The 17925-nt window shown below is 73.2% G+C and carries 17 protein-coding genes; 4 read left to right on the top strand and 13 right to left on the bottom strand.

Annotated features, from left to right (window positions below):
- The first annotated feature begins 2 nt into the window (after positions 1–2).
- Both ACFQQL_RS03735 and ACFQQL_RS03730 read left to right on the top strand, forming a co-directional pair.
- Positions 3–1742: a pyruvate dehydrogenase gene (locus ACFQQL_RS03735; protein WP_382391387.1), complete on the top strand. Its 1740-nt coding sequence runs from the start codon at positions 3–5 to the stop codon at positions 1740–1742.
- Between the two features lie 58 nt (positions 1743–1800).
- A complete protein-coding gene (locus ACFQQL_RS03730) occupies positions 1801–3180 on the top strand; it encodes a GntP family permease (protein WP_382391385.1) in 1380 nt (459 codons plus the stop codon).
- A 58-nt stretch (positions 3181–3238) separates the two neighbouring features.
- Here the strand turns inward: ACFQQL_RS03730 and ACFQQL_RS03725 are convergent, their stop codons facing one another.
- Genes ACFQQL_RS03725 through ACFQQL_RS03695 form a run of 7 tightly spaced genes read right to left on the bottom strand, consistent with a single transcriptional unit; the run spans position 3239 to position 10621 of the window.
- Entirely contained in the window at positions 3239–3925 is a 687-nt protein-coding gene (locus tag ACFQQL_RS03725) for a GntR family transcriptional regulator (protein WP_382391383.1), read from the bottom strand.
- Between the two features lie 7 nt (positions 3926–3932).
- Positions 3933–4697: an SDR family NAD(P)-dependent oxidoreductase gene (locus tag ACFQQL_RS03720; protein WP_382391381.1), complete on the bottom strand. Its 765-nt coding sequence runs from the start codon at positions 4695–4697 to the stop codon at positions 3933–3935.
- A 10-nt stretch (positions 4698–4707) separates the two neighbouring features.
- Complete coding sequence (locus ACFQQL_RS03715; protein WP_382391379.1) at positions 4708–5553, bottom strand: fumarylacetoacetate hydrolase family protein; 846 nt, start codon at positions 5551–5553, stop codon at positions 4708–4710.
- A complete protein-coding gene (locus ACFQQL_RS03710) occupies positions 5550–6776 on the bottom strand; it encodes a fumarylacetoacetate hydrolase family protein (RefSeq protein ID WP_382391377.1) in 1227 nt (408 codons plus the stop codon). The genes ACFQQL_RS03715 and ACFQQL_RS03710 overlap by 4 nt, the downstream gene beginning before the upstream one ends.
- Complete coding sequence (locus ACFQQL_RS03705; RefSeq protein WP_382391375.1) at positions 6773–8221, bottom strand: aldehyde dehydrogenase (NADP(+)); 1449 nt, start codon at positions 8219–8221, stop codon at positions 6773–6775. Before ACFQQL_RS03705 ends, ACFQQL_RS03710 begins: the two co-directional genes overlap by 4 nt.
- Positions 8218–9552: an enolase C-terminal domain-like protein gene (locus ACFQQL_RS03700; RefSeq protein ID WP_382391373.1), complete on the bottom strand. Its 1335-nt coding sequence runs from the start codon at positions 9550–9552 to the stop codon at positions 8218–8220. The genes ACFQQL_RS03705 and ACFQQL_RS03700 overlap by 4 nt, the downstream gene beginning before the upstream one ends.
- A gap of 22 nt (positions 9553–9574) precedes the next feature.
- Positions 9575–10621: an Ldh family oxidoreductase gene (locus ACFQQL_RS03695; RefSeq protein ID WP_382391371.1), complete on the bottom strand. Its 1047-nt coding sequence runs from the start codon at positions 10619–10621 to the stop codon at positions 9575–9577.
- A 218-nt stretch (positions 10622–10839) separates the two neighbouring features.
- Here ACFQQL_RS03695 and eda point away from each other — a divergent pair, with 218 nt between their 5' ends.
- Complete coding sequence (gene eda / locus ACFQQL_RS03690) at positions 10840–11511, top strand: bifunctional 4-hydroxy-2-oxoglutarate aldolase/2-dehydro-3-deoxy-phosphogluconate aldolase (RefSeq protein WP_382391369.1); 672 nt, start codon at positions 10840–10842, stop codon at positions 11509–11511.
- A complete protein-coding gene (locus ACFQQL_RS03685; RefSeq protein ID WP_382391367.1) occupies positions 11508–12455 on the top strand; it encodes a sugar kinase in 948 nt (315 codons plus the stop codon). Before eda ends, ACFQQL_RS03685 begins: the two co-directional genes overlap by 4 nt.
- Positions 12456–12480: 25 nt before the next feature.
- Here ACFQQL_RS03685 and ACFQQL_RS03680 read toward each other — a convergent pair whose 3' ends face one another.
- Genes ACFQQL_RS03680 through ACFQQL_RS03655 form a run of 6 tightly spaced genes read right to left on the bottom strand, consistent with a single transcriptional unit; the run spans position 12481 to position 17925 of the window.
- Positions 12481–13398: a 4-hydroxythreonine-4-phosphate dehydrogenase PdxA gene (locus tag ACFQQL_RS03680; protein WP_382391365.1), complete on the bottom strand. Its 918-nt coding sequence runs from the start codon at positions 13396–13398 to the stop codon at positions 12481–12483.
- A gap of 50 nt (positions 13399–13448) precedes the next feature.
- Complete coding sequence (locus ACFQQL_RS03675; protein WP_382391363.1) at positions 13449–14327, bottom strand: NAD(P)-dependent oxidoreductase; 879 nt, start codon at positions 14325–14327, stop codon at positions 13449–13451.
- Positions 14324–15901, bottom strand: a complete 1578-nt coding sequence (locus ACFQQL_RS03670; protein ID WP_382391361.1) for a tripartite tricarboxylate transporter permease — start codon at positions 15899–15901, stop codon at positions 14324–14326. Before ACFQQL_RS03670 ends, ACFQQL_RS03675 begins: the two co-directional genes overlap by 4 nt.
- The gene (locus ACFQQL_RS03665; protein ID WP_382391359.1) at positions 15898–16410 is read right to left on the bottom strand and encodes a tripartite tricarboxylate transporter TctB family protein; all 513 of its coding nucleotides are present in this window, start codon (positions 16408–16410) and stop codon (positions 15898–15900) included. Before ACFQQL_RS03665 ends, ACFQQL_RS03670 begins: the two co-directional genes overlap by 4 nt.
- Positions 16407–17387: a Bug family tripartite tricarboxylate transporter substrate binding protein gene (locus tag ACFQQL_RS03660; RefSeq protein WP_382391357.1), complete on the bottom strand. Its 981-nt coding sequence runs from the start codon at positions 17385–17387 to the stop codon at positions 16407–16409. Before ACFQQL_RS03660 ends, ACFQQL_RS03665 begins: the two co-directional genes overlap by 4 nt.
- A gap of 28 nt (positions 17388–17415) precedes the next feature.
- A complete protein-coding gene (locus tag ACFQQL_RS03655; protein ID WP_382391355.1) occupies positions 17416–17925 on the bottom strand; it encodes a gamma carbonic anhydrase family protein in 510 nt (169 codons plus the stop codon).

The following is a 17925-nucleotide window of genomic DNA, read 5'->3' as shown; positions in this document are numbered from 1 at the left end:
CCGTGGCCCGTTCCGTCGCAGAGCACCTCGTCAACCAGCTCGTCGCCGCCGGCGTCGAGCGCATCTACGGCATCGTCGGGGACTCGCTCAACCCGATCGTCGACGCGGTCCGCCGTACCGACGGCATCTCGTGGGTGCAGGTCCGGCACGAGGAGGCGGCCGCGTTCGCCGCCGCCGCGGAGGCCGAGGTCACCGGGAAGCTCACCGCGTGCGCCGGGTCCTGCGGCCCGGGCAACCTGCACCTCATCAACGGGCTGTACGACGCCAACCGCTCCCGCCTGCCCGTGCTGGCGATCGCCTCGCACATCCCGAGCGAGCAGATCGGCACGCAGTTCTTCCAGGAGACACACCCGGACCGGCTGTTCAACGAGGCATCCGTCTACTCGGAGATGATCTCCACCGCCAAGCAGGTGCCGCGCGTGACCCGCACCGCGATCCAGCACGCGCTGACGGTGCCCGGTGTCGCGGTCCTCACCCTGCCGGGAGACGTCGCCGACGAGCACGTCCCGGACGACGACGCCCCCATCCTCGTGCCCGGCGCGTGTCCCGCCCGCGTGGTCCCCCACGAGGACGACGTCGACGCGCTCGCCGAGGCGATCAACCGGGCGAAGAAGGTGACGCTGTTCGTCGGCGCCGGCGCCCGCGGCGCCCGGGAGGAGGTTCTCGAGCTCGCCGACCTGGCCTCCGCGCCCGTGGGGCACTCGCTGCGCGGGAAGGAGATCATCCAGTACGAGAACCCGCACGACGTCGGGATGTCCGGTCTGCTCGGGTACGGCGCCTGCCAGGAGGCCATGGAGGAGGCCGACCTCCTCGTCCTGGTCGGCACCGACTTCCCGTACGACGCCTTCCTCCCCGACGACGTCCCGACCGCCCAGATCGACATCGACGTCTCCCACCTGGGGCGACGCACCCGCCTGGACGTCCCGGTCCACGGGGACGTGGGCGAGACGCTGCGGCTGCTGAACACCCGGATCGTCCGGAAGAAGGACGACAAGTTCCTCCGCTCCATGGTCAAGAAGCACGCGGGGATCATGACCAAGGTGGTCGGCGCCTACACGCGCAACGTCGAGAAGCACAAGCCGATCCACCCCGAGTACGCGGCCGTGCAGCTCGACGAGACGGCGGCCGAGGACGCCGTCTTCACCGTCGACACCGGCATGAACAACGTCTGGGCGGCGCGGTACCTGACGCCGAACGGCCGGCGTCGTGTCATCGGGTCCTTCCTGCACGGCTCGATGGCCAACGCCCTGCCCCACGCGATCGGCGCCGCGATGGCCGAGCCCGGCCGTCAGGTCGTCGCCCTCGCCGGCGACGGCGGGCTGTCGATGCTGCTCGGCGAGCTGCTCACCGTGAAGGCCTACGACCTGCCGGTGAAGATCGTCGTCTTCAACAACTCCAGCCTCGGCATGGTCAAGCTGGAGATGCTCGTCGAGGGGCTGCCCTCGCACGCCACCGACTCTCCGCCCGTCGACTACCGGAACATCGCGCTGGCGATGGGGATCCCGGCCGTCCAAGTGGAGGAGCCGCGTGACCTGCGCAAGGCGCTGCAGGACGGCCTGGACCGGCCGGGGCCGGCGCTGATCGAGGTGCTCACCGACCCGAACGCCCTGTCGATCCCGCCGTCGATCACCTCGGGGCAGATCCGGGGCTTCGCCACCGCGATGACGAAGGAGGTCTTCGGCGGCGGCATGGGCGAGGTGATGTCCATGGCGCGGTCGAACCTGCGCAACCTGCCTCGCTGAGCCGCCGCCACTACGGTGGTGAGCCCGCGACGCCGGCGTCGCGGAGGGAGGACAGGTGATGGAGAACTGGGAGCAGACGCTCGGCGCGGGGCCCCTGCTCGGGATCGCGGCCGGCGCGGTGGCGCTCATCCTCGTCCTGGTCATCGGGCTGCGACTGCACGCCTTCTTGACCCTGGTCCTCGTCTCGCTGCTGACGGCGTTCGCCACCGGCCTGCCGATCGGCGCCATGGTGGACGAGGTGCTCGTCGCCAGCTTCGGTGGTGAGCTCGGCGGCGTCGCGCTGCTCATCGGCCTCGGCGCCATGCTCGGCAAGCTCGTCGAGCACAGCGGCGGCGCCCGCGTCCTGGCCGAACGCATGGTGGCGCTCTTCGGGGAGCGGCGGGCCCCGCTCGGCCTCGGCGTCGCCTCGCTGGCGATGGGGTTCCCGATCTTCTTCGACGCCGGCCTCGTCGTCATGCTCCCGATCATCTTCGCCGTCGCCCGGCGCCTCGGGGACAACGTGCTGCGGTTCGGCATACCCGCCGCGGCCGCGTTCTCGGTCATGCACGTCTTCGTCCCGCCCCACCCGGGCCCGGTCGCCGCCACCGAGCTGTTCGGCGCGAACCTCGGCACGGTCCTCCTGGTGGGCCTGGTGATGGCATTCCCGCTCTGGTACGTCTCCGGGTACCTGTGGGGCCTGTTCGTCGGTCGCCGCTACGTGCTGCCCGTCCCGGCCCTCTTCGGCTCGGTCGACGAGGACCAGCCGCTGCGGCCACCGAGCGCCGGCACCGTGGTCGGCGTCCTGCTGCTGCCGCTGGTGCTGATCTTCCTCAACACGGGCCTGGACGCGCTGACATCGGTCGGCACGGTCGACGCCGACGCCACCTGGGTCCAGGTCCTCATGGTGATCGGCAGCGCCCCGGTCGCGCTGCTCATCTCCACGCTCGTGGCCCTGCTGGTCCTCGGCCGCTACCGCGGCGAGAGCGGCACCGCGCTGCAGAAGGTCGTCGACTCCTCGCTCGGCCCGGTCTGCTCGGTCATCCTCATCACCGGCGCCGGGGGCATGTTCGGCGGCGTGCTCGAGGCCTCCGGCATCGGGGACGCGCTGGCCGGCTCGCTCGAGGGCATCGGGCTGCCGGTGATCTTCGCCGCCTACGTCATCGCCGTCGTGCTGCGCCTCGCCCAGGGCTCGGCGACCGTGGCGCTCGTGACCGCGGCCGGTCTGATCGCGCCTGCCGTCGCCGACGGGGACTTCAGCCCCCTCCAGGTCGTCGCCGTCACGCTCGCCACCGCCGCGGGCTCGGTCTTCGCGAGCCACGTCAACGACTCGGGATTCTGGCTGGTCGGCCGCCTCATGGACATGGACGTCAAGACGACGCTGAAGACCTGGACGGTGCAGCAGGCCATCCTGTCGGTGGTCGGGTTCCTGCTCACCCTGGTGGTGTTCGCGGTCGGGTAACCCCGGCGCGACGACCGCCGGGACGCTCGCCGCGGACGTGGGGCCTCGGCAGTGGTGGTCAGAACATCCGGTGCGCTCCGGGTGACCTCAGCTCCGGCGCGGTGTCGTCGAAGGCCTCGGCGAACCGTGCGTAGGCGGCGGTGAGGTGCACCCGCATGGCCGCCTCGGCGGCGTCCGGGTCGCAGGCCTCGACGGCCTGGAAGATCCCCCGGTGCTCGGTGAGCGTCACCGATCCGTCGGTGTCCGCCGCATAGAGCCGGAAGGTGTGCAGGTGCGCGTGGGTCTGCTCGTAGGCGTCGCGGACCACGTCGTTGCCCAGCGCGTCGAGGATCAGCCCGTGGAAGCGCGTGTCGTGCCCGACGAGCTCGCGCGGGATGTCGGAGGTGGTGGGCAGCAGGTCCTCGAAGCGGTCGATCTCGGCACGCATCGCCGGCGCCGGGTTCGCCAGCCGGTTCACCGCCACCGAGCGCGCTGCCCACACGTCGACGAGCAGCCGGAACTCGAAGAGGTTGCGCAGCCCGGCGAGGTCGAGCAGCGGGGTGGTCCGGTAGCCGCGGCCCGACTCGTTGACGAGCAGCTTGTCGCCCTCGAGGCGGCGCACCGCCTCGCGCACGGGAGTCTGGGAGACACCGAGCTGCCGGGCGAGGGCGTCGATGTTCAGCCGCTCGCCCGGCGGGATCCGGTTCTCGACGATGTGCAGCCGGAGGTGGTCGTAGACCTCCTCGGACGTACGCCGGCCGGCCACCCCAGGCTCACCCCTCCGGTCGCAGCCGCAACCCCTGCATGCCGCCGTCGACGGCGAGCGCGACGCCCGTGGTCGACCCGGAGGACGGGGACGCCAGGTAGGCGATGGCGCCGGCGACCTCGACGGCGGAGACGAGCCGGCCGTGGGGCTGGCGCGCCTCGAGCGCGGCCCGCTCGGCCGCCGGGTCCGGCGCCTTGGCCAGCAGCCGGCCGATCCACGGGGTGTCCGCGGTGCCGGGGTTGACGCAGTTGACCCGGATCCCCTCACGGAGGTGGTCGGCCGCCATCGCGAGCGTGAGCGACAGGATCGCGCCCTTGCTGGCGCTGTACAGCGCCCGGGCCGGCAGCCCGGCCGTGGCAGCGATGGAACAGGTGTTGACCACGGCGGCGGCCCGCGAGGCACGCAGGTGCGGCAGCGCGGCCCGGGTCGTGCGGACCACGCCGAGGAGGTTCACGTCCAGGACGCGGTGCCACTCGGCGTCGTCGTTGTCCTCCACAGTGCCCTGGGCGCCGACGCCGGCGTTGTTGACAAGGATGTCGAGGCCGCCGAGCCGTTCGGCGACCTCCGCGACGGCGGCCCGTACCTCGCCGTCGTCCGTGACGTCGCAGCGCAGGGCGAGGTGGCGGTCGTCGGCGCCCGACGGGTCGAGGTCGAGCACGGCCACCGAGGCCCCGCGGTCCGCCAGCAGGGCCGCCGCGGCGGCGCCGATGCCGGAGGCGCCGCCGGTGACGACGGCGACCAGGCCGTCCAGCTCCGGGTTCCGGTCGTTCATCGCGGCCTCCTCACGCCTGCTCGAAGACCTGGCGCTGCCGACCCAGGCCCTCGACCTCGATCTCGACGACGTCCCCGGCCTTGAGGTACGGGAACCGGCCGGAGAGCGCGACGCCCTGCGGTGTCCCGGTGAGGACCACGTCGCCCGGCTCGAGCGCCATGTACTGGCTGAGGTCGTGCACGATCTCGTCCGTCCCGAAGATCATGTCCGCCGTGGTCGAGTCCTGCCGCGGCTCGCCGTTGACCCAGCTGCGCAGCCGCAGGTTGGTCGGGTCCACCTCCTCGGCCGGCACGAGCCAGGGGCCCAGCGGCGAGAAGCCCGGGGCGCACTTGCCCTTGGACCACTGACCGCCGGAGACCTCGATCTGGAACTCCCGCTCGGAGAGGTCGTTGCCGGTGACGTAGCCGGCGATGTGCGCGCGTGCCTCGTCCGGGCTCGAGAGGTAGGAGGCGCGACGTCCGATGACGATGCCGAGCTCGACCTCCCAGTCGGTCCTGGTGCTGCCGCGCGGGATGTACGCGACGTCGTCCGGGCCGGCGACGGTGTTGGGCGTCTTGAGGAACACCACGGGCCGCTTCGGCGGTTCGGCACCGGACTCGGCGGCGTGCGCGGCGTAGTTCATCCCGATGCACACGACGGCGGAGGGCCTGGCGACCGGGGCGCCGACCCGCTCGCCCTCGATCGAGGTCTCCGACAGCTCGCCCGCGTTGAGCGCCGCGCGGACCCGGGCGATGCCGTCCGTCGCGAGGAACGCCCCGTCCAGGTCGGCGGTCAGCGGCTCGAGGTCGAACACGGCGCCGTCCTGCTCCACCACCGGACGCTCGGCGCCCGGCGACCCCACTCGCATCAGTCTCATCGGTGACTCTCCCGTTCGATGGCCGGTGCCGGGCGCTGCCCGGCGAGGTAGGTCAGCAGGGCCCGCACGCCGAACCGCCACGGCGGCAGGGTCTCGGTCGCGCCGACCTCGTTGGTCAAGGTCCCCAGCCGGGGGCTCGAGATCGAGACCCGGTCCCCGTGCTTGTGGGTGAAGCCCAGGCCCGGCTCGTCGCGGTCCTGCGTCGGCGCGAACAGCGTGCCGGTGTACAGCACGAAGCCGTCCGGGTACTGGTGGTGCGCCCCGCACGCGGCGCCTACGAGCCGTTCGAAGCTGCGGCTGAGCCGGCCGACGTGGTTCTCGCCCTGGAGGACGTAGCCGTCGGTGCCCTCGATCCGCAGGCCGATGCGCTCGTCGCGCAGGTCGTCGATCGGGAAGCTCTCCTCGAACAGCCGCACGAACGGGCCGAGTGCGGCCGAGGCGTTGTTGTCCTTGGCCATGCCGAGCAGCAGGGCGCTGCGGCCCTCGACGTCGCGCAGGTTGACGTCGTTGCCGAGGGTGGCGCCGCGCGGAGTGCCGGCGGAGTCGACGACGAGCACGAGCTCCGGCTCCGGGTTGTTCCAGGTGGAGAACTCCGGGATGCCGATCCGGGTGCCGTACCCGACCGAGGACAGCACCGGGGCCTTGGTGAACACCTCGGGGTCGGGTCCGAGCCCGACCTCGAGGTACTGCGACCACAGGCCCTGGGCGAGCAGGGTCTCCTTGACGCGGGCAGCCTCGGCCGAGCCGGGCTCGACCGCGCCGATGCCGCCCTCGAAGCCGGCGAGGGACGCCTCGACGGCGGCCCGCACCTCGGCGGCACGGGCCGGGTCCCCGGCGCACCGCTCCTCGATGACCCGCTCCACCATGCTGTCCGCGAAGGTGACGCCGCACGCCTTGATGACCTGCAGGTCGACGGGGCTGAGGAGGCGCGGCCCGGTGGCGTCGTCGTCCTCTGCCGCGGCGCCGTCGGCGGCGTTCCGGAGGAGGTCGGCGAGCCGCCAGGTCGGCTCGCGCGTCTCGGCGGCCTGCCGCACCGCGGCAACGGCGTCGGACCGCTCGAGCAGCTCGGAGACGGTCGGCGCGAGGTCGAACAGGTCCACCAGGCCGTCGGTGCCGGGCCGCACGGCGACCGGCCGGGGCCCGCCGGAGGCGGGGTCCCAGACGCGGCCGACCAGCAGCGCCGCGGCCGCGTCCGCGGGCAGGATCTGACTCTCGAGGCTCATGCCGCTCCCTCCGTCGGTGCCGTCCACACGCCGTCGACCCGCCGGGCGATCCCCCACGGGTTGTCCTCCCGCAGCGGCGGCGGCAGCCGGTCCGCAGGGAAGTCCTGGTAGGCGACGGGCCGGACGAACCGGCGGACCGCGGCGGTGCCCACCGAGGTGGTGCCGGACGCGGTGGTGGCCGGGTAGGGCCCGCCGTGCTGCTGCGCGTAGCTGACCGTGACGCCGGTGGGCCAGCCGTTCCAGATGACCCGCCCGGCGCGGGCGGCGAGGACCCGCAGCAGATCCTCCGGCCGCTCATCGTCCTCGCCCTGGACGGTCGCGGTGAGCTGCCCCTCGAGGAGCTCGGCTACCGCCGGCAGGTCCGACTCGGAGCCGTACCGCACGACGAGGCCGGCCGGGCCGAACATCTCCTCACCGAGCAGCTCGGGCCGCCGGCGGATCTCCTCGACCGTGGTGACCAGCACGGTGGGGTCGGGCGCCTCCCCGCCTCCGCCGTCGAGCAGCGTCTCGACGCCTTCGGTGGTGGCGACCTCCCGCACGGCACTGCCGTACCCCTCGGCGAGCCGCTCGCTGAGCATCGGGAAGCGGGGCGTGCCGCCCAGGGCCTCGGTCAGCGACGCGGTCGCCGTCTCGTCGAGGTCGGGCACGAACAGCACCCCGGGCTTGGTGCAGAACTGGCCCATGCCGAGGGTGAGGGAACCGGCGTAGCCCTCGAGGATCTCCTGGCGCCGGGCGGCCCAGGCACGCTCGGTGACGAACACGGGGTTCGTGCTGCCGAGCTCGCCGTAGAACGGGATCGGCTCGGGGCGGGCGGCGATGCGGTCCAGCAGGATGCGGCCCACCCGGGTGGAGCCGGTGAAGCCGACGGCCTTGACCAGCGGGTGGTCGACGAGCGCCTCGCCGGCCTCCTGGCCGGTGACGGCCGCGAACAGGCCCTCGGGGGCGCCGGCCCGGGCGAGGCCGGTCACGACGAGCTCCGCGGTCCGCTCGCCGAGGCGGCCGTGCGCCTCGTGGATCTTGTGCACCACGGCGCAGCCGGCGGCGAGCGCCGAGGCGCTGTCCCCGCCCATGACGGAGAACGCGAACGGGAAGTTCGAGGCGCCGAAGACCCCGACGACGCCGAGCGGCACGTTGACGCGGCGCAGGTCCGGGCGTGGGCCCATGCCCCAGTCGGGGTCGGCGTGGTCGATCGTGGCGTCGAGGTGGTGGCCGGCGGCGGTCTCCTCGGCCAGCAGGCGCAGCTGGAACGTGGTGCGGGTCAGCTCGCCGCGCAGCCGCGGCTCGGGCAGGTGACTCTCCGCGCGGGCGAGCTCCACGAGCTCGTCGGCGGCGCCGTCGAGCGTGTCTGCGACGGCGGTGAGCCAGCCGGCGCGCTGCCGGGGGGAGACGTCCGTCGCGGCGACGAACGCCTCGTGGGCGGTGCGGACGATGGTCTCGAGCGTCATGGCGTGGTTCTCCTTCCGGTGACGGCGGCACGTCCGCCGACCTCCTGCCAGCCCGAGCCGTGGGGGAACTCCCACGCCGCCACGGACGCGGGGACCATCTCGGCGCTGATGCCGGGCGCCCCGGGTGCCTGGTAGCGGCCGCGGCGGACCCGGACCGGGTCGGTGAAGTGCTCGTGCAGGTGGTCGACGAACTCGATGGCTCGATCGTGCATGGATCCGGAGACGGCTGCGTAGTCGAGGAACGAGAAGTGCTGGACGAGCTCGCACAGGCCGACGCCCCCGGCGTGCGGGCACACCGGCACGCCGAACTTGGCCGCGAGCAGCAGGTTCGCCACGTTCTCGTTGACGCCGGCGACGCGGGTCGAGTCGATCTGCATGACGTCGATCGCCCCGGCCTGCAGGAGCTGCTTGAAGACGATCCGGTTGGCCACGGCCTCGCCGGTGGCCACCTTGACGGGGGCCACGCCCCGGCGGATCTCGGCGTGCCCGAGGATGTCGTCGGTGGAGGTGGGCTCCTCGATCCAGTACGGGGAGAACTCCTGCAGGGCGTTGACCCAGTCGATGGCCTCACCCACCTCCCACCGCTGGTTGGCGTCGATGCCGATGCGGATGTCCGGGCCCACCGTCTCGCGGGCGAGCCGCATCCGCTTCCGGTCCTCCTCGAGGCTCCCGGCGACCTTGAGCTTGATCATGCCGAAGCCGTCGTCGACGGCCTCCTGACTGAGCCGGACGAGCTTCTCGTCGCTGTAGCCGAGCCAGCCGGGTGTGGTCGTGTAGGCGGGGTACCCATCCCGCTGGAGCTCGGCGATCCGCTCCGCCTTGCCGTCCTGGGCGCGGCGCAGGATCTGAAGCGCCTCCTCCTCGGTGAGGGCGTTGCGCAGGTGGGTGAAGTCCACGACGGCGACGAGCTCCTCGGGGCTCATCTCCGCGAGCAGCAGCCACAGCGGTTTGCCGGCGCGGCGGGCCTTGAGGTCCCACAGCGCGTTCAGCAGGCCACCGCAGGCCATCTGCTGGACGCCCTTCTCGGGGCCGAGCCAGCGCAGCTGGGAGTCGTGGATGAGCAGGCGCGAGGCGGCGCCGAGATCGTCGAGCAGCGCATCGGCGTCCTGCTCGAGCAGCAGGGCGCCGTAGCTCTCCATCGCGGCGGCGACGATCTCGTTGCCGCGGCCGCAGGTGAAGACGAGGCCGTGGCCCTGCTCGCCGTCGGAGGTGGTGATCGTGACGTACGCCGCGGAGTAGTCGGGGTCGACGTTCACGGCGTCGGACCCGTCCAGCTCCAGGGACGTGGGGAACCGGACGTCCCGGACGCGGACGGAATCGATGCGCGGCATGGGTGGCACTCCTTCGACGGGGTCAGGGCTCCAGAGGGGTGGTCTCCAGCCCGAGGGAGGTGAGCAGCTCGACGAGCTGCGCGACGGTGGAGCCCGCGAGGGGGACGGTCTCGGCGTGAGACTGCGCATGAGCGTGCTCGATGTCACCGGGGGCGAAGGTCGTCTCCCCCGCGGCGGCGGAGGCGCGCACCTTCTCCTGGAGATCGGCGACCCTGCGCTCGGTGTGCTCGCGGGAGGTGAAGGCGGCGGTGTCGATCGCCAGGAGGAGGTGTCCGGTGTTCATCCGGGCCGAGCGGTTCGCCCAGATGTCCTCGGTCTGGTACGCGTAGCTGGCCGTGGTCAGCGACGCCGCGAGCGCCTCGAGCAGCACCGCGACGGCGGAGCCCTTGGGGCCTCCGAACGGCAGCAGCGCGCCGGCGAGGGCGGCCGTCGGGTCGGTGGTCGGCCGGCCGTCGGCGTCCACGGCCCAGCCCTCGGGGATGGGCTTGCCCTCGTTCTGCGCGGCGACCACCTTGCCGTAGGCGCCGGCGGAGGTGGCCATGTCGGCGGTCAGCGACGCGGGCCCGGCGCTGGGCGCGGCGAGGGTGAGGGGGTTGGTGCCGAGGACCTTCTCGACGCCGCCGAACGGCGTGACGGTCACGCCCGTGGTCGAGGTGAGTATCCCGAGGAGTCCGCGGGCGGTGAGCCGCTCGGTCCAGTAGGCGCCGGCACCGTAGTGGGTGCTGTTCTGGACCGCGACGACGGCGACGCCGAACTGCCCGGCGAGCTGCGCCGCGCGCTCGGTGGCGGCCGCCATGGCGACCTGGCCGAGTGCCGCGTCCGCGTCCAGCACGGCCACGGCGCCGTGCTCCCGGACCCAGGTGGGGTTCGGCCGGGCGTTGACGCCGCGGGCCTGCACCGACGAGACGTACAGCGGGAGGCGCAGCAGCCCGTGGGAGGCGATGCCGCGCCGGTCCGCATCCACCAGGGCCGCGGCGGTGAGCTCCGCGTCGGCGCTCGGGACGCCGGCGGCTTCGAGGGCACGGGCCCCGAGGGCGACGAGTGCGTCGACCGGGTAGCTGCGATCCATGACCACCTCGCTGGGGCTTCTCGGAACTTCCTATAGGAACTTCTCGCAGCATATACGGAGGTGCGGGTGGTGTGAACGTCGGGTCCCGGTGGGCGATACGGTGACATCCGACTGACCGCGTATCCGCCCGGCCACGACCGCTGCACCCGTCGCCGACCGCTGCAGGCATGCCTGTAGCGGTGGGCGATCGTTGCCGCGGTCGAGCGACAAGGAGACCGATGACCGCGCCCACGCACGACGCCCTGCTCGACCGGCTGCACGACCTGCGCCTGCTGCCCGTGGTGGTGCTGCAGGACGCCGACCAGGCCGTCCCCCTGGCGCGGGCCCTGGTCGCCGGCGGGCTGCCGGTCGCCGAGGTGACCTTCCGGACGGCCGCCGCGGCGGACTCCATCCGCGCCATGGCCGAGGCCGGCCTGACCGCACCGGACGGCACCCCGATGCTCATCGGGGCCGGCACGGTGGTCAGCCCGGAGCAGGTGGACCAGGCGGTCTCGGCGGGCGCCTCCTTCGTGGTCTCCCCCGGCCTGAGCGCGGCCGTCGTGGAGCGCTGCCAGGAGCAGGGCGTCCTCGTGCTGCCGGGCACCGCGACCGCATCGGAGATCCAGGCGGCGCTCGCGCTGGGGCTGCGCGCCGTGAAGTTCTTCCCCGCCGGGGTCGCCGGCGGACCGGCCGCCCTCAAGGCGCTCTCCGCATCGTTCCCGCAGATGCGCTTCGTGCCGACCGGCGGGGTGAGCGAGGCCAACCTGGGCGAGTACCTGGCCGTGCCGTCGGTCCTGGCGGCGGGCGGTTCCTGGATGGTGCCGGCCGACGTCGTCGCGGCGGGCGACGGCGCGACGATCGAGCGGCTGACCGCCTCCGCCGTCGCAGCGGCCCGTGAGGCTCGCCCGTGACCGACCAGCGCGCGGCCGAGGGGGACGGCCCGCGACCGGAGGTGCTGTGCATCGGCGAGACGATGGCGATGGTCACCACCGCCGACGCCGCACCGGTCGCCACCGCCGAGACCTTCACCATCACCGCGGGTGGCGCGGAGTCGAACCTCGCCCAGTACCTCGCCGAGATGGGACTGGCCACGGCCTGGATCTCCGCCCTCGGCGCCGACCCGCTGGGCGAGCGCATCCGTGCCGCCCTCGCGGCCACGGGGATCGACACCCGGTGGGTGCGGCGCGAGCCGGGCGCCAACACCGGTCTGTACGTCAAGGACCCGGGCTCGGGCGTCTACTACTACCGGCGCGGCTCGGCGGCCTCCCGCCTGGGCCCGGAGGACGTGGCCGCCTGGCCGTTCGACGGCGCCCGATGGGTGCACGTCTCGGGCATCACGCCGGCGCTGTCGGAGACGTGCCGCGAGCTGCTCCCCGCCGTCGTCGACGCCGCCCGCGGTGCGGGTGCCGGGGTGTCCTTCGACGTCAACTATCGCCCCGCGCTGTGGACGGCCACCGAGGCGGCGGCGACGCTGCAGCCCCTCGCGAACACTGCGGACGTGGTGCTGGTCGGCCGGGACGAGGCCGAGGCCCTCTGGGGCACCCGCACGGCCGAGGACGTCGCTGCGCTCTTCCCCGACGCGGGTCGCGTGGTCGTCAAGGACGGCGACGTCGAGGCCGTCGAGATCGACCGCACGGGTGGCGGGGACGAGGTCGTGACGCGCGTGCCCGCGCGAACGGTCGACGTCGTCGAGCCGGTCGGCGCGGGTGACGCCTTCGGCGCGGGCTACCTCATCGCCCTGCTGCGCGGCGACGGCGCGACGGACCGGCTGGCGATGGGCCACTCCCTCGCCGCCTGGGTGCTGGGGTCCCCGCACGACAACCGGCCCGGCCACGGACCGCGCGTGCGGGCCTGAGAGGGGCCTGCCAGCCAGGACACCGCTAGGCCGGACGCGCGTGACGTGCGAGTCCGATGACGACCTCGAGCGCCCGCACGGTGGGCCGCACCGTCGCCACGCCCTGACCGACGATCGCGTGCGCGGTGCCGTGCGCGGGCGTCGCGATCGGCACCGGCAGGCCGCCCTGGACCGTGACGCCGTCGTCGAAGCCCTTGAGCTTGAGCGCGATCTGGCCCTGGTCGTGGTACATCGTGACGACGCCGTCCAGCTCGCCGGCAAAGGCACGGATGAACAGCGTGTCCGCCGGAAAGGGCCCGACGACGTCCATCCCGTCGGCGCGCGCCTTCTCGACGCCGGGGCGAATGGTGTCGATCTCCTCGGTCCCGAACTTGCCGTTCTCGCCGCCGTGCGGGTTCAGCGCGCAGACCGCGAGCCGCGGCTCGGCGACCCCTTGCCCGCGCAGGGCGTCCTCGAGCAGCCGGCAGGCGTCGACGACGCCGCCCACCGTGATGGCGTCGGCGACCTCGCGGATCGCCACGTGCGAGGTGACCCGCGCGGTGGTGAGGTCCGGCAGCACGTTGAGCTCCGACGTCGGGCCGTCGTGGCCGAGCCGGTTGGCGAACCAGCGCAGCTCGTCGTGCTCGGTCATGCCGGCGAGCGTGAGCGCGGACTTGTTCAGCGGGGCGAAGAGGATCCCGTCGATCTCGCCCGCGGCGTGCAGGTCGAGCGCCCGCCGCAGATCCTCCAGCGCACGCCTCCCCGCCGCCTGCGAGACGGTCCCCAGCTCGTACGCGCCGACCGGGGCCGGTGGCGTGGTCTCGACCTCGGGCAGGCTCACGCGCGCGGTCGCGGCCGCGGCAGCGAGCTCCTCCTCGGTGGCCATCACGACGAGGTCGGCGTCCCGGGTGACGTCCGGCGCCGCCAGGAGCTTCGCGACGACCTCGGGCCCGATACCGGTCACGTCGCCGAGGGTGAGGAGGATCCGGGGTCTCGACCTCGCCACCGCCGCGCTCACCGCTCCCCCAGGCGGGCGTGGTCCTCGACGTAGCGCGCGACCGTCTGGGAGGCGGTCGCGGCGACGGGCATCGCGAGGTCGACCGACCGCGCCGCCTCCAGCACCTCGAGCAGGTCCTTGCCCCAGGGCCGGTCCCGCACCGGCGTGCCGTTGCGGTTGTAGGAGCGGGCCGTCTCGTCGAAGAAGCCCCAGTTGTCGGTGCTCCACGACGCGCCGGTGCTCGTGCCGACGCACCGCAGCAGGTCTGCCTCCTCGACGCCGAAGCGCGCGGCGAGCGCCAGGCCCTCGTGCACACCGCCGAGCGCGGCGAAGAGCATGAGCTGGTTCGCGAGCTTGACGGCCGCACCCGCGCCGGGGGCGCCCACGTGCTCGACGCTCGCCGCGACGTCCCCCAAGAGCGTGCGGACCGGCTCGACGTGATCCGGCTCGGCGCCCAGGAAGACCGTCAGCGATCCGTTCTCGGCCCGTTCGGAGCCGCCCGAGACCGGGGCATCGAGGAACCCGACACCGGCCTCGGCCGCGTGCCGCGCGAGCTGCTGGGCGGTCGCCGGGAGGATCGTCGAGTGGACGACGACGGTGCGCGGCCGCGCGGCGCCGGCCGCGCGGGCCAGGTATCCGTCGGGGCCGAGCAGCAACGACTCGACGGCGCGGTCGTCCGGGACCACGAGGACGAGCACGTCGCGGTCGAGGACGTCGTCGAGCGATGTGGCGGCCGCCGCACCGGGGACGTCGCCGGCACGCTCGGGCACCCGGTCGAACACGGTGAGGTCCCATCCGGTGGCGGCGATCCGGCGCGCCACCGGCGCGCCCAGGTTGCCGAGCCCGGCGAGCCCCACCGCGCCGGTGCGGCCCGTTGCGTCGTGGCCGGTCGTCATCGTCGTGCTCCTTCGTCGTCGGTGTCGTGGATCTCTGCCGGGTCCTCGCCGCCGAACGCGCCGTGCGTGGGGTCGGTGTCCGCAGCATCCCCCGGAGCGGTCTCGCGCCGCGAGCGCCACGCCCGCCACAGCGTCAGGCCGAGCGTCAGCACGGTGACCAGCAGCAGCACCAGCGGCAACGGCGCGAGCACCCAGTCGAAGGAACCGCCGGCGACGATCGTCGCCCGGCGGAAGTTCGCCTCGAGGATAGGCCCGACGATCAGGCCGATGACCACCGGCGCGAGCGGGAAGCCGCCCTTGATCATGAGGTACCCCAGGACCCCGGCCGCCGTCATCGCCATCACGTCGAGCAGGCTGGTGCGGATGGCGTAGGCCCCGATCACGCACAGGGTCAGCACGGCGGGCCACAGGTACTGCTGCGGCACCCAGGTGATGCGGCTCCAGAGCCGGATCCCGAGTCCGCCGACGAGCAGCATGAGCAGCGGCGCGATGATCAGTGCGACGAAGATGCCGTAGACGAGGTCCGGCTCGCCGGTGAAGAGCTGAGGTCCCGGCCGGAGCCCGTGCACGGTGATGGCGCCGATGAGGACGGCGGCCGCGGAGTTCCCCGGGATGCCGAGCACCAGGGTGGGGGCCACCGTCCCGGGCACGGACGAGTTGTTCGCCGACTCGGCCGCCGCCAGGCCGCGCGGGTCCCCGCGCCCGAACATCTCGGTGTTCTTCGAGATGCGGCGCACCTCGTTGTGCCCGACGAACGAGCCGATGTCCCCGCCCGTGCCGGGTAGCACGCCGACGACGAAGCCGATCAGCGAGCTGTAGAGCGTCCCGGGCGTGAGCCGGCGCCACGTCCCCCGCTCCGGTGCGAACGACCGGATCGCCTGACCCCCGGCTGCGCCGGACAGGAGGTGCCGCTCCGCCCGGACCAACCCCTCGGCGACGCCGAAGAGTCCGATGAGCACGGGGATGAAGCCGATGCCGCCCGTCAGACCGTCGAGGCCGAAGGTGAAGCGGGCGTACCCGTCGATCGGGTCGATGCCGATCGTCGCGACGAGCAGACCCACGATGCCGGCCACGATGCCTTTGACCAGGTTGCCCTCCGACATCGAGCCGATGACCGCGAGCGCGAACAGCGCCAGCATCGTGTACTCGGCCGGCCCGAAGAGCAGGGCGACGTCGGCGAGCAGGGGCGCGAACAGCGCCAGCAGTACGCCGCCGATCAGCGCTCCGACGCAGCTGGTGACGAGCGAGATGGTCAGGGCCTGCCCGCCCTTTCCCTGCTGCGTCATGGCGTAGCCGTCGAGCACGGTGGCCGCCGACGCCGGCGTGCCCGGCAGCCGGATGAGGATCGCCGGGATCGAACCGGCGTAGACGGCGCCCGTGTAGATGCCGAGCAGCAGCATCATGCCGTGCAAGGGGTCCATCACGAACGTGAAGGGCAGCAGCACGGCGATGCCCATCGTCGCGCTCAGTCCGGGTACGGCGCCGACGCCGACGCCCCCGACCAGTCCGAGCAGGAGGTACAGCAGGGACTGCCACTGGAACGCCGTCTCAAGCCCGGCGGCCCACTCGGTCACGAGATCAACCTCTCGACGTTGCCCCGCGGCAGCGAGACGTCGAAGGCGACGTAGAAGAGGTAGTACATGCCGACCGCCACCGCGACGGCCAGGACCGCAACCGGGAGCGGGCGCCGGCTGCCCATCAGGAACGCGGTGGCGGCGACGAAGGCCGCGGTCGCGAGCACGTACCCGGTCAGCAGCATCGCGTTGGCGTACGCGACGACGGCGACGACGATCCCGGCCACGCGGCCCACCGCCCGGCCGGCGGGGAGTCGCTCACCGCCGCCGCGCTGGAAAGCCAGCACCAGGCTCAGCCCTGCGAGGACCGCCGCGAGGATGATCGGGTACCCGCCCGCGCCGGGGTCGCTGGGTCGGCCGGGCTCGCCGATCGCAAGCGACTGCACGACCACCGTCGCGGCGACGATCAGCAGCACCACGGCGACAGCGAGGTTCCCCGTTCGTCCGCCGGCCCGGCTCGCGGCCTGGTGCTCGCCGCGGGCCGGGGCGGCATCGACGGCGCCGGTCATCCGTAGATTTCCTCGGTCAGGTCGCCGTGGCGCTCGTACTGCTCGTCCATGAACGCCTCGAAGTCGTCCGCCTGCTGCAGCACGATCCGGAACCCCTGGTTGTCCATGAACTCCTCGAACTCGGGCGTCTGCGCCGCCTCGTGGAAGCAGTCGCTGAGGGCCTGGACGCGGTCCTGGGGGACGCCGTCCGGCGCGACGATGCCGAACCAGTTGGCCGCCTCGAGGTCGATGCCCTCCTCGGCGAGGGTGGGCGCGTCCGGATAGACGTCCATGCGCTCGTCGCCCATGACCGCGAGCACCCGCAGCTCGCCGGACTCGACCTGGGCGAGGATCTCCGCACCCGACGGCGTGAGCACCTGGGTGTCGCCGGAGAGGGTGGCCTGGACCATGCCGGGGCCGCCGTCCATCGGCACACGCTCGGCCCACTCGAACCCGGCGGCCTCGGCGAGCTGGGCGGCAGCGATGTCCCAGATGCCGCCCGTGCCGTTGGTCGCCACCCGGAGCTCCTCGCCCGATCGCGCGGCCTCCAGCAGGTCCGCGAAGGTCTGGTACGGAGAGTCGGCGGGGACGGCGACGACCGAGGTGGCGGACTGGAACTGCAGGACGCCCTGCAAGTCCTCCGGCGTGACGTCCGCCGAACCGAGGTGCTCGAGGATGGTCACCTCGATCGTGGCGGTGCCGACCGTGTAGCCGTCGGGCTCGGCGTCCGCCATGGCCTGGTGGCCGGTGGCGCCGGCGCCTCCGGTCTGGTTCGAGACGACCATGCCGACGCCACACGTCTCCTCGGCGGCCGCCGCGAGCTGGCGGGTGCCGAGGTCCGTGCCGCCGCCGGCGTCCCAGGGGACGATGATCTCGATCTGCTCGGACGGGAACTCCTCCTCGGACGCGCTCACGCCGCAGGCCGCCACGGCGGTGAGGGACACGACGGAGAGTCCGGCCACCGTGAGGCGGGCGGCGCGGGTCGATCGGTGATGCATGGGTCAGCTCCTTCGCTGATGGGTGGATTCAGGCGGTCGCCGCACGGTGGCGGCGGGCGAGCTCGCGGTAGACGCGGGCGTTCTCACGGATCGGGCCGACGTCGTCGAGGGTGCGTACGACCTTCCCGGGCACGCCCGCGACGAGGGACCCGGGCGGCACCTGGACGCCCTGGAGGACGACTGCGCCGGCGGCCACCAGGCTGCCCGCGCCGATCGTGGCACCGTTCATCACGACGGCCCCCATGCCGATGAGGCAATCGTCCTCGATCGTGCAGCCGTGGATGACGGCGCGGTGACCGACCGAGACGCCGGCTCCGACATGGGCGGGGTGGCCCGGGTCGGCGTGGATCACCGTGCCGTCCTGGATGTTGCTGCCCTCGCCCACGTGGATGCGATCCAGGTCGGCGCGCAGCACGCAGCCGTAGAAGACGCTCGCCTCGGCGGCGAGGGTCACGTCCCCGATGACCGTGGCGGTCGGCGCGACCCAGGCGTCCTCGTCGACGACGGGCCGGAGACCCTCGAGATCGATGAGCGGCAT

Origin of the sequence: Georgenia alba (assembly GCF_042665525.1) — a bacterium.
Taxonomy (GTDB): Bacteria; Actinomycetota; Actinomycetes; order Actinomycetales; family Actinomycetaceae; genus Allobogoriella; species Allobogoriella alba.
The sequence above is the reverse complement of the archived record's forward strand: the minus strand, read 5'-3'. Positions and strand labels throughout refer to the sequence as shown.

Coding starts and splice junctions, on each gene's coding strand:
- ACFQQL_RS03730 (WP_382391385.1), top strand. CDS start 1,801: ATGGAGAACTGGGAGCAGACGCTCGGCGCGGGGCCCCTGCTCGGGATC.
- ACFQQL_RS03720 (WP_382391381.1), bottom strand. CDS start 4,697: ATGAACGACCGGAACCCGGAGCTGGACGGCCTGGTCGCCGTCGTCACC.
- ACFQQL_RS03715 (WP_382391379.1), bottom strand. CDS start 5,553: ATGAGACTGATGCGAGTGGGGTCGCCGGGCGCCGAGCGTCCGGTGGTG.
- ACFQQL_RS03710 (WP_382391377.1), bottom strand. CDS start 6,776: ATGAGCCTCGAGAGTCAGATCCTGCCCGCGGACGCGGCCGCGGCGCTG.
- ACFQQL_RS03705 (WP_382391375.1), bottom strand. CDS start 8,221: ATGACGCTCGAGACCATCGTCCGCACCGCCCACGAGGCGTTCGTCGCC.
- ACFQQL_RS03700 (WP_382391373.1), bottom strand. CDS start 9,552: ATGCCGCGCATCGATTCCGTCCGCGTCCGGGACGTCCGGTTCCCCACG.
- ACFQQL_RS03695 (WP_382391371.1), bottom strand. CDS start 10,621: ATGGATCGCAGCTACCCGGTCGACGCACTCGTCGCCCTCGGGGCCCGT.
- eda (WP_382391369.1), top strand. CDS start 10,840: ATGACCGCGCCCACGCACGACGCCCTGCTCGACCGGCTGCACGACCTG.
- ACFQQL_RS03675 (WP_382391363.1), bottom strand. CDS start 14,327: ATGACGACCGGCCACGACGCAACGGGCCGCACCGGCGCGGTGGGGCTC.
- ACFQQL_RS03665 (WP_382391359.1), bottom strand. CDS start 16,410: ATGACCGGCGCCGTCGATGCCGCCCCGGCCCGCGGCGAGCACCAGGCC.
- ACFQQL_RS03660 (WP_382391357.1), bottom strand. CDS start 17,387: ATGCATCACCGATCGACCCGCGCCGCCCGCCTCACGGTGGCCGGACTC.
- ACFQQL_RS03655 (WP_382391355.1), bottom strand. CDS start 17,925: ATGCCGCTCATCGATCTCGAGGGTCTCCGGCCCGTCGTCGACGAGGAC.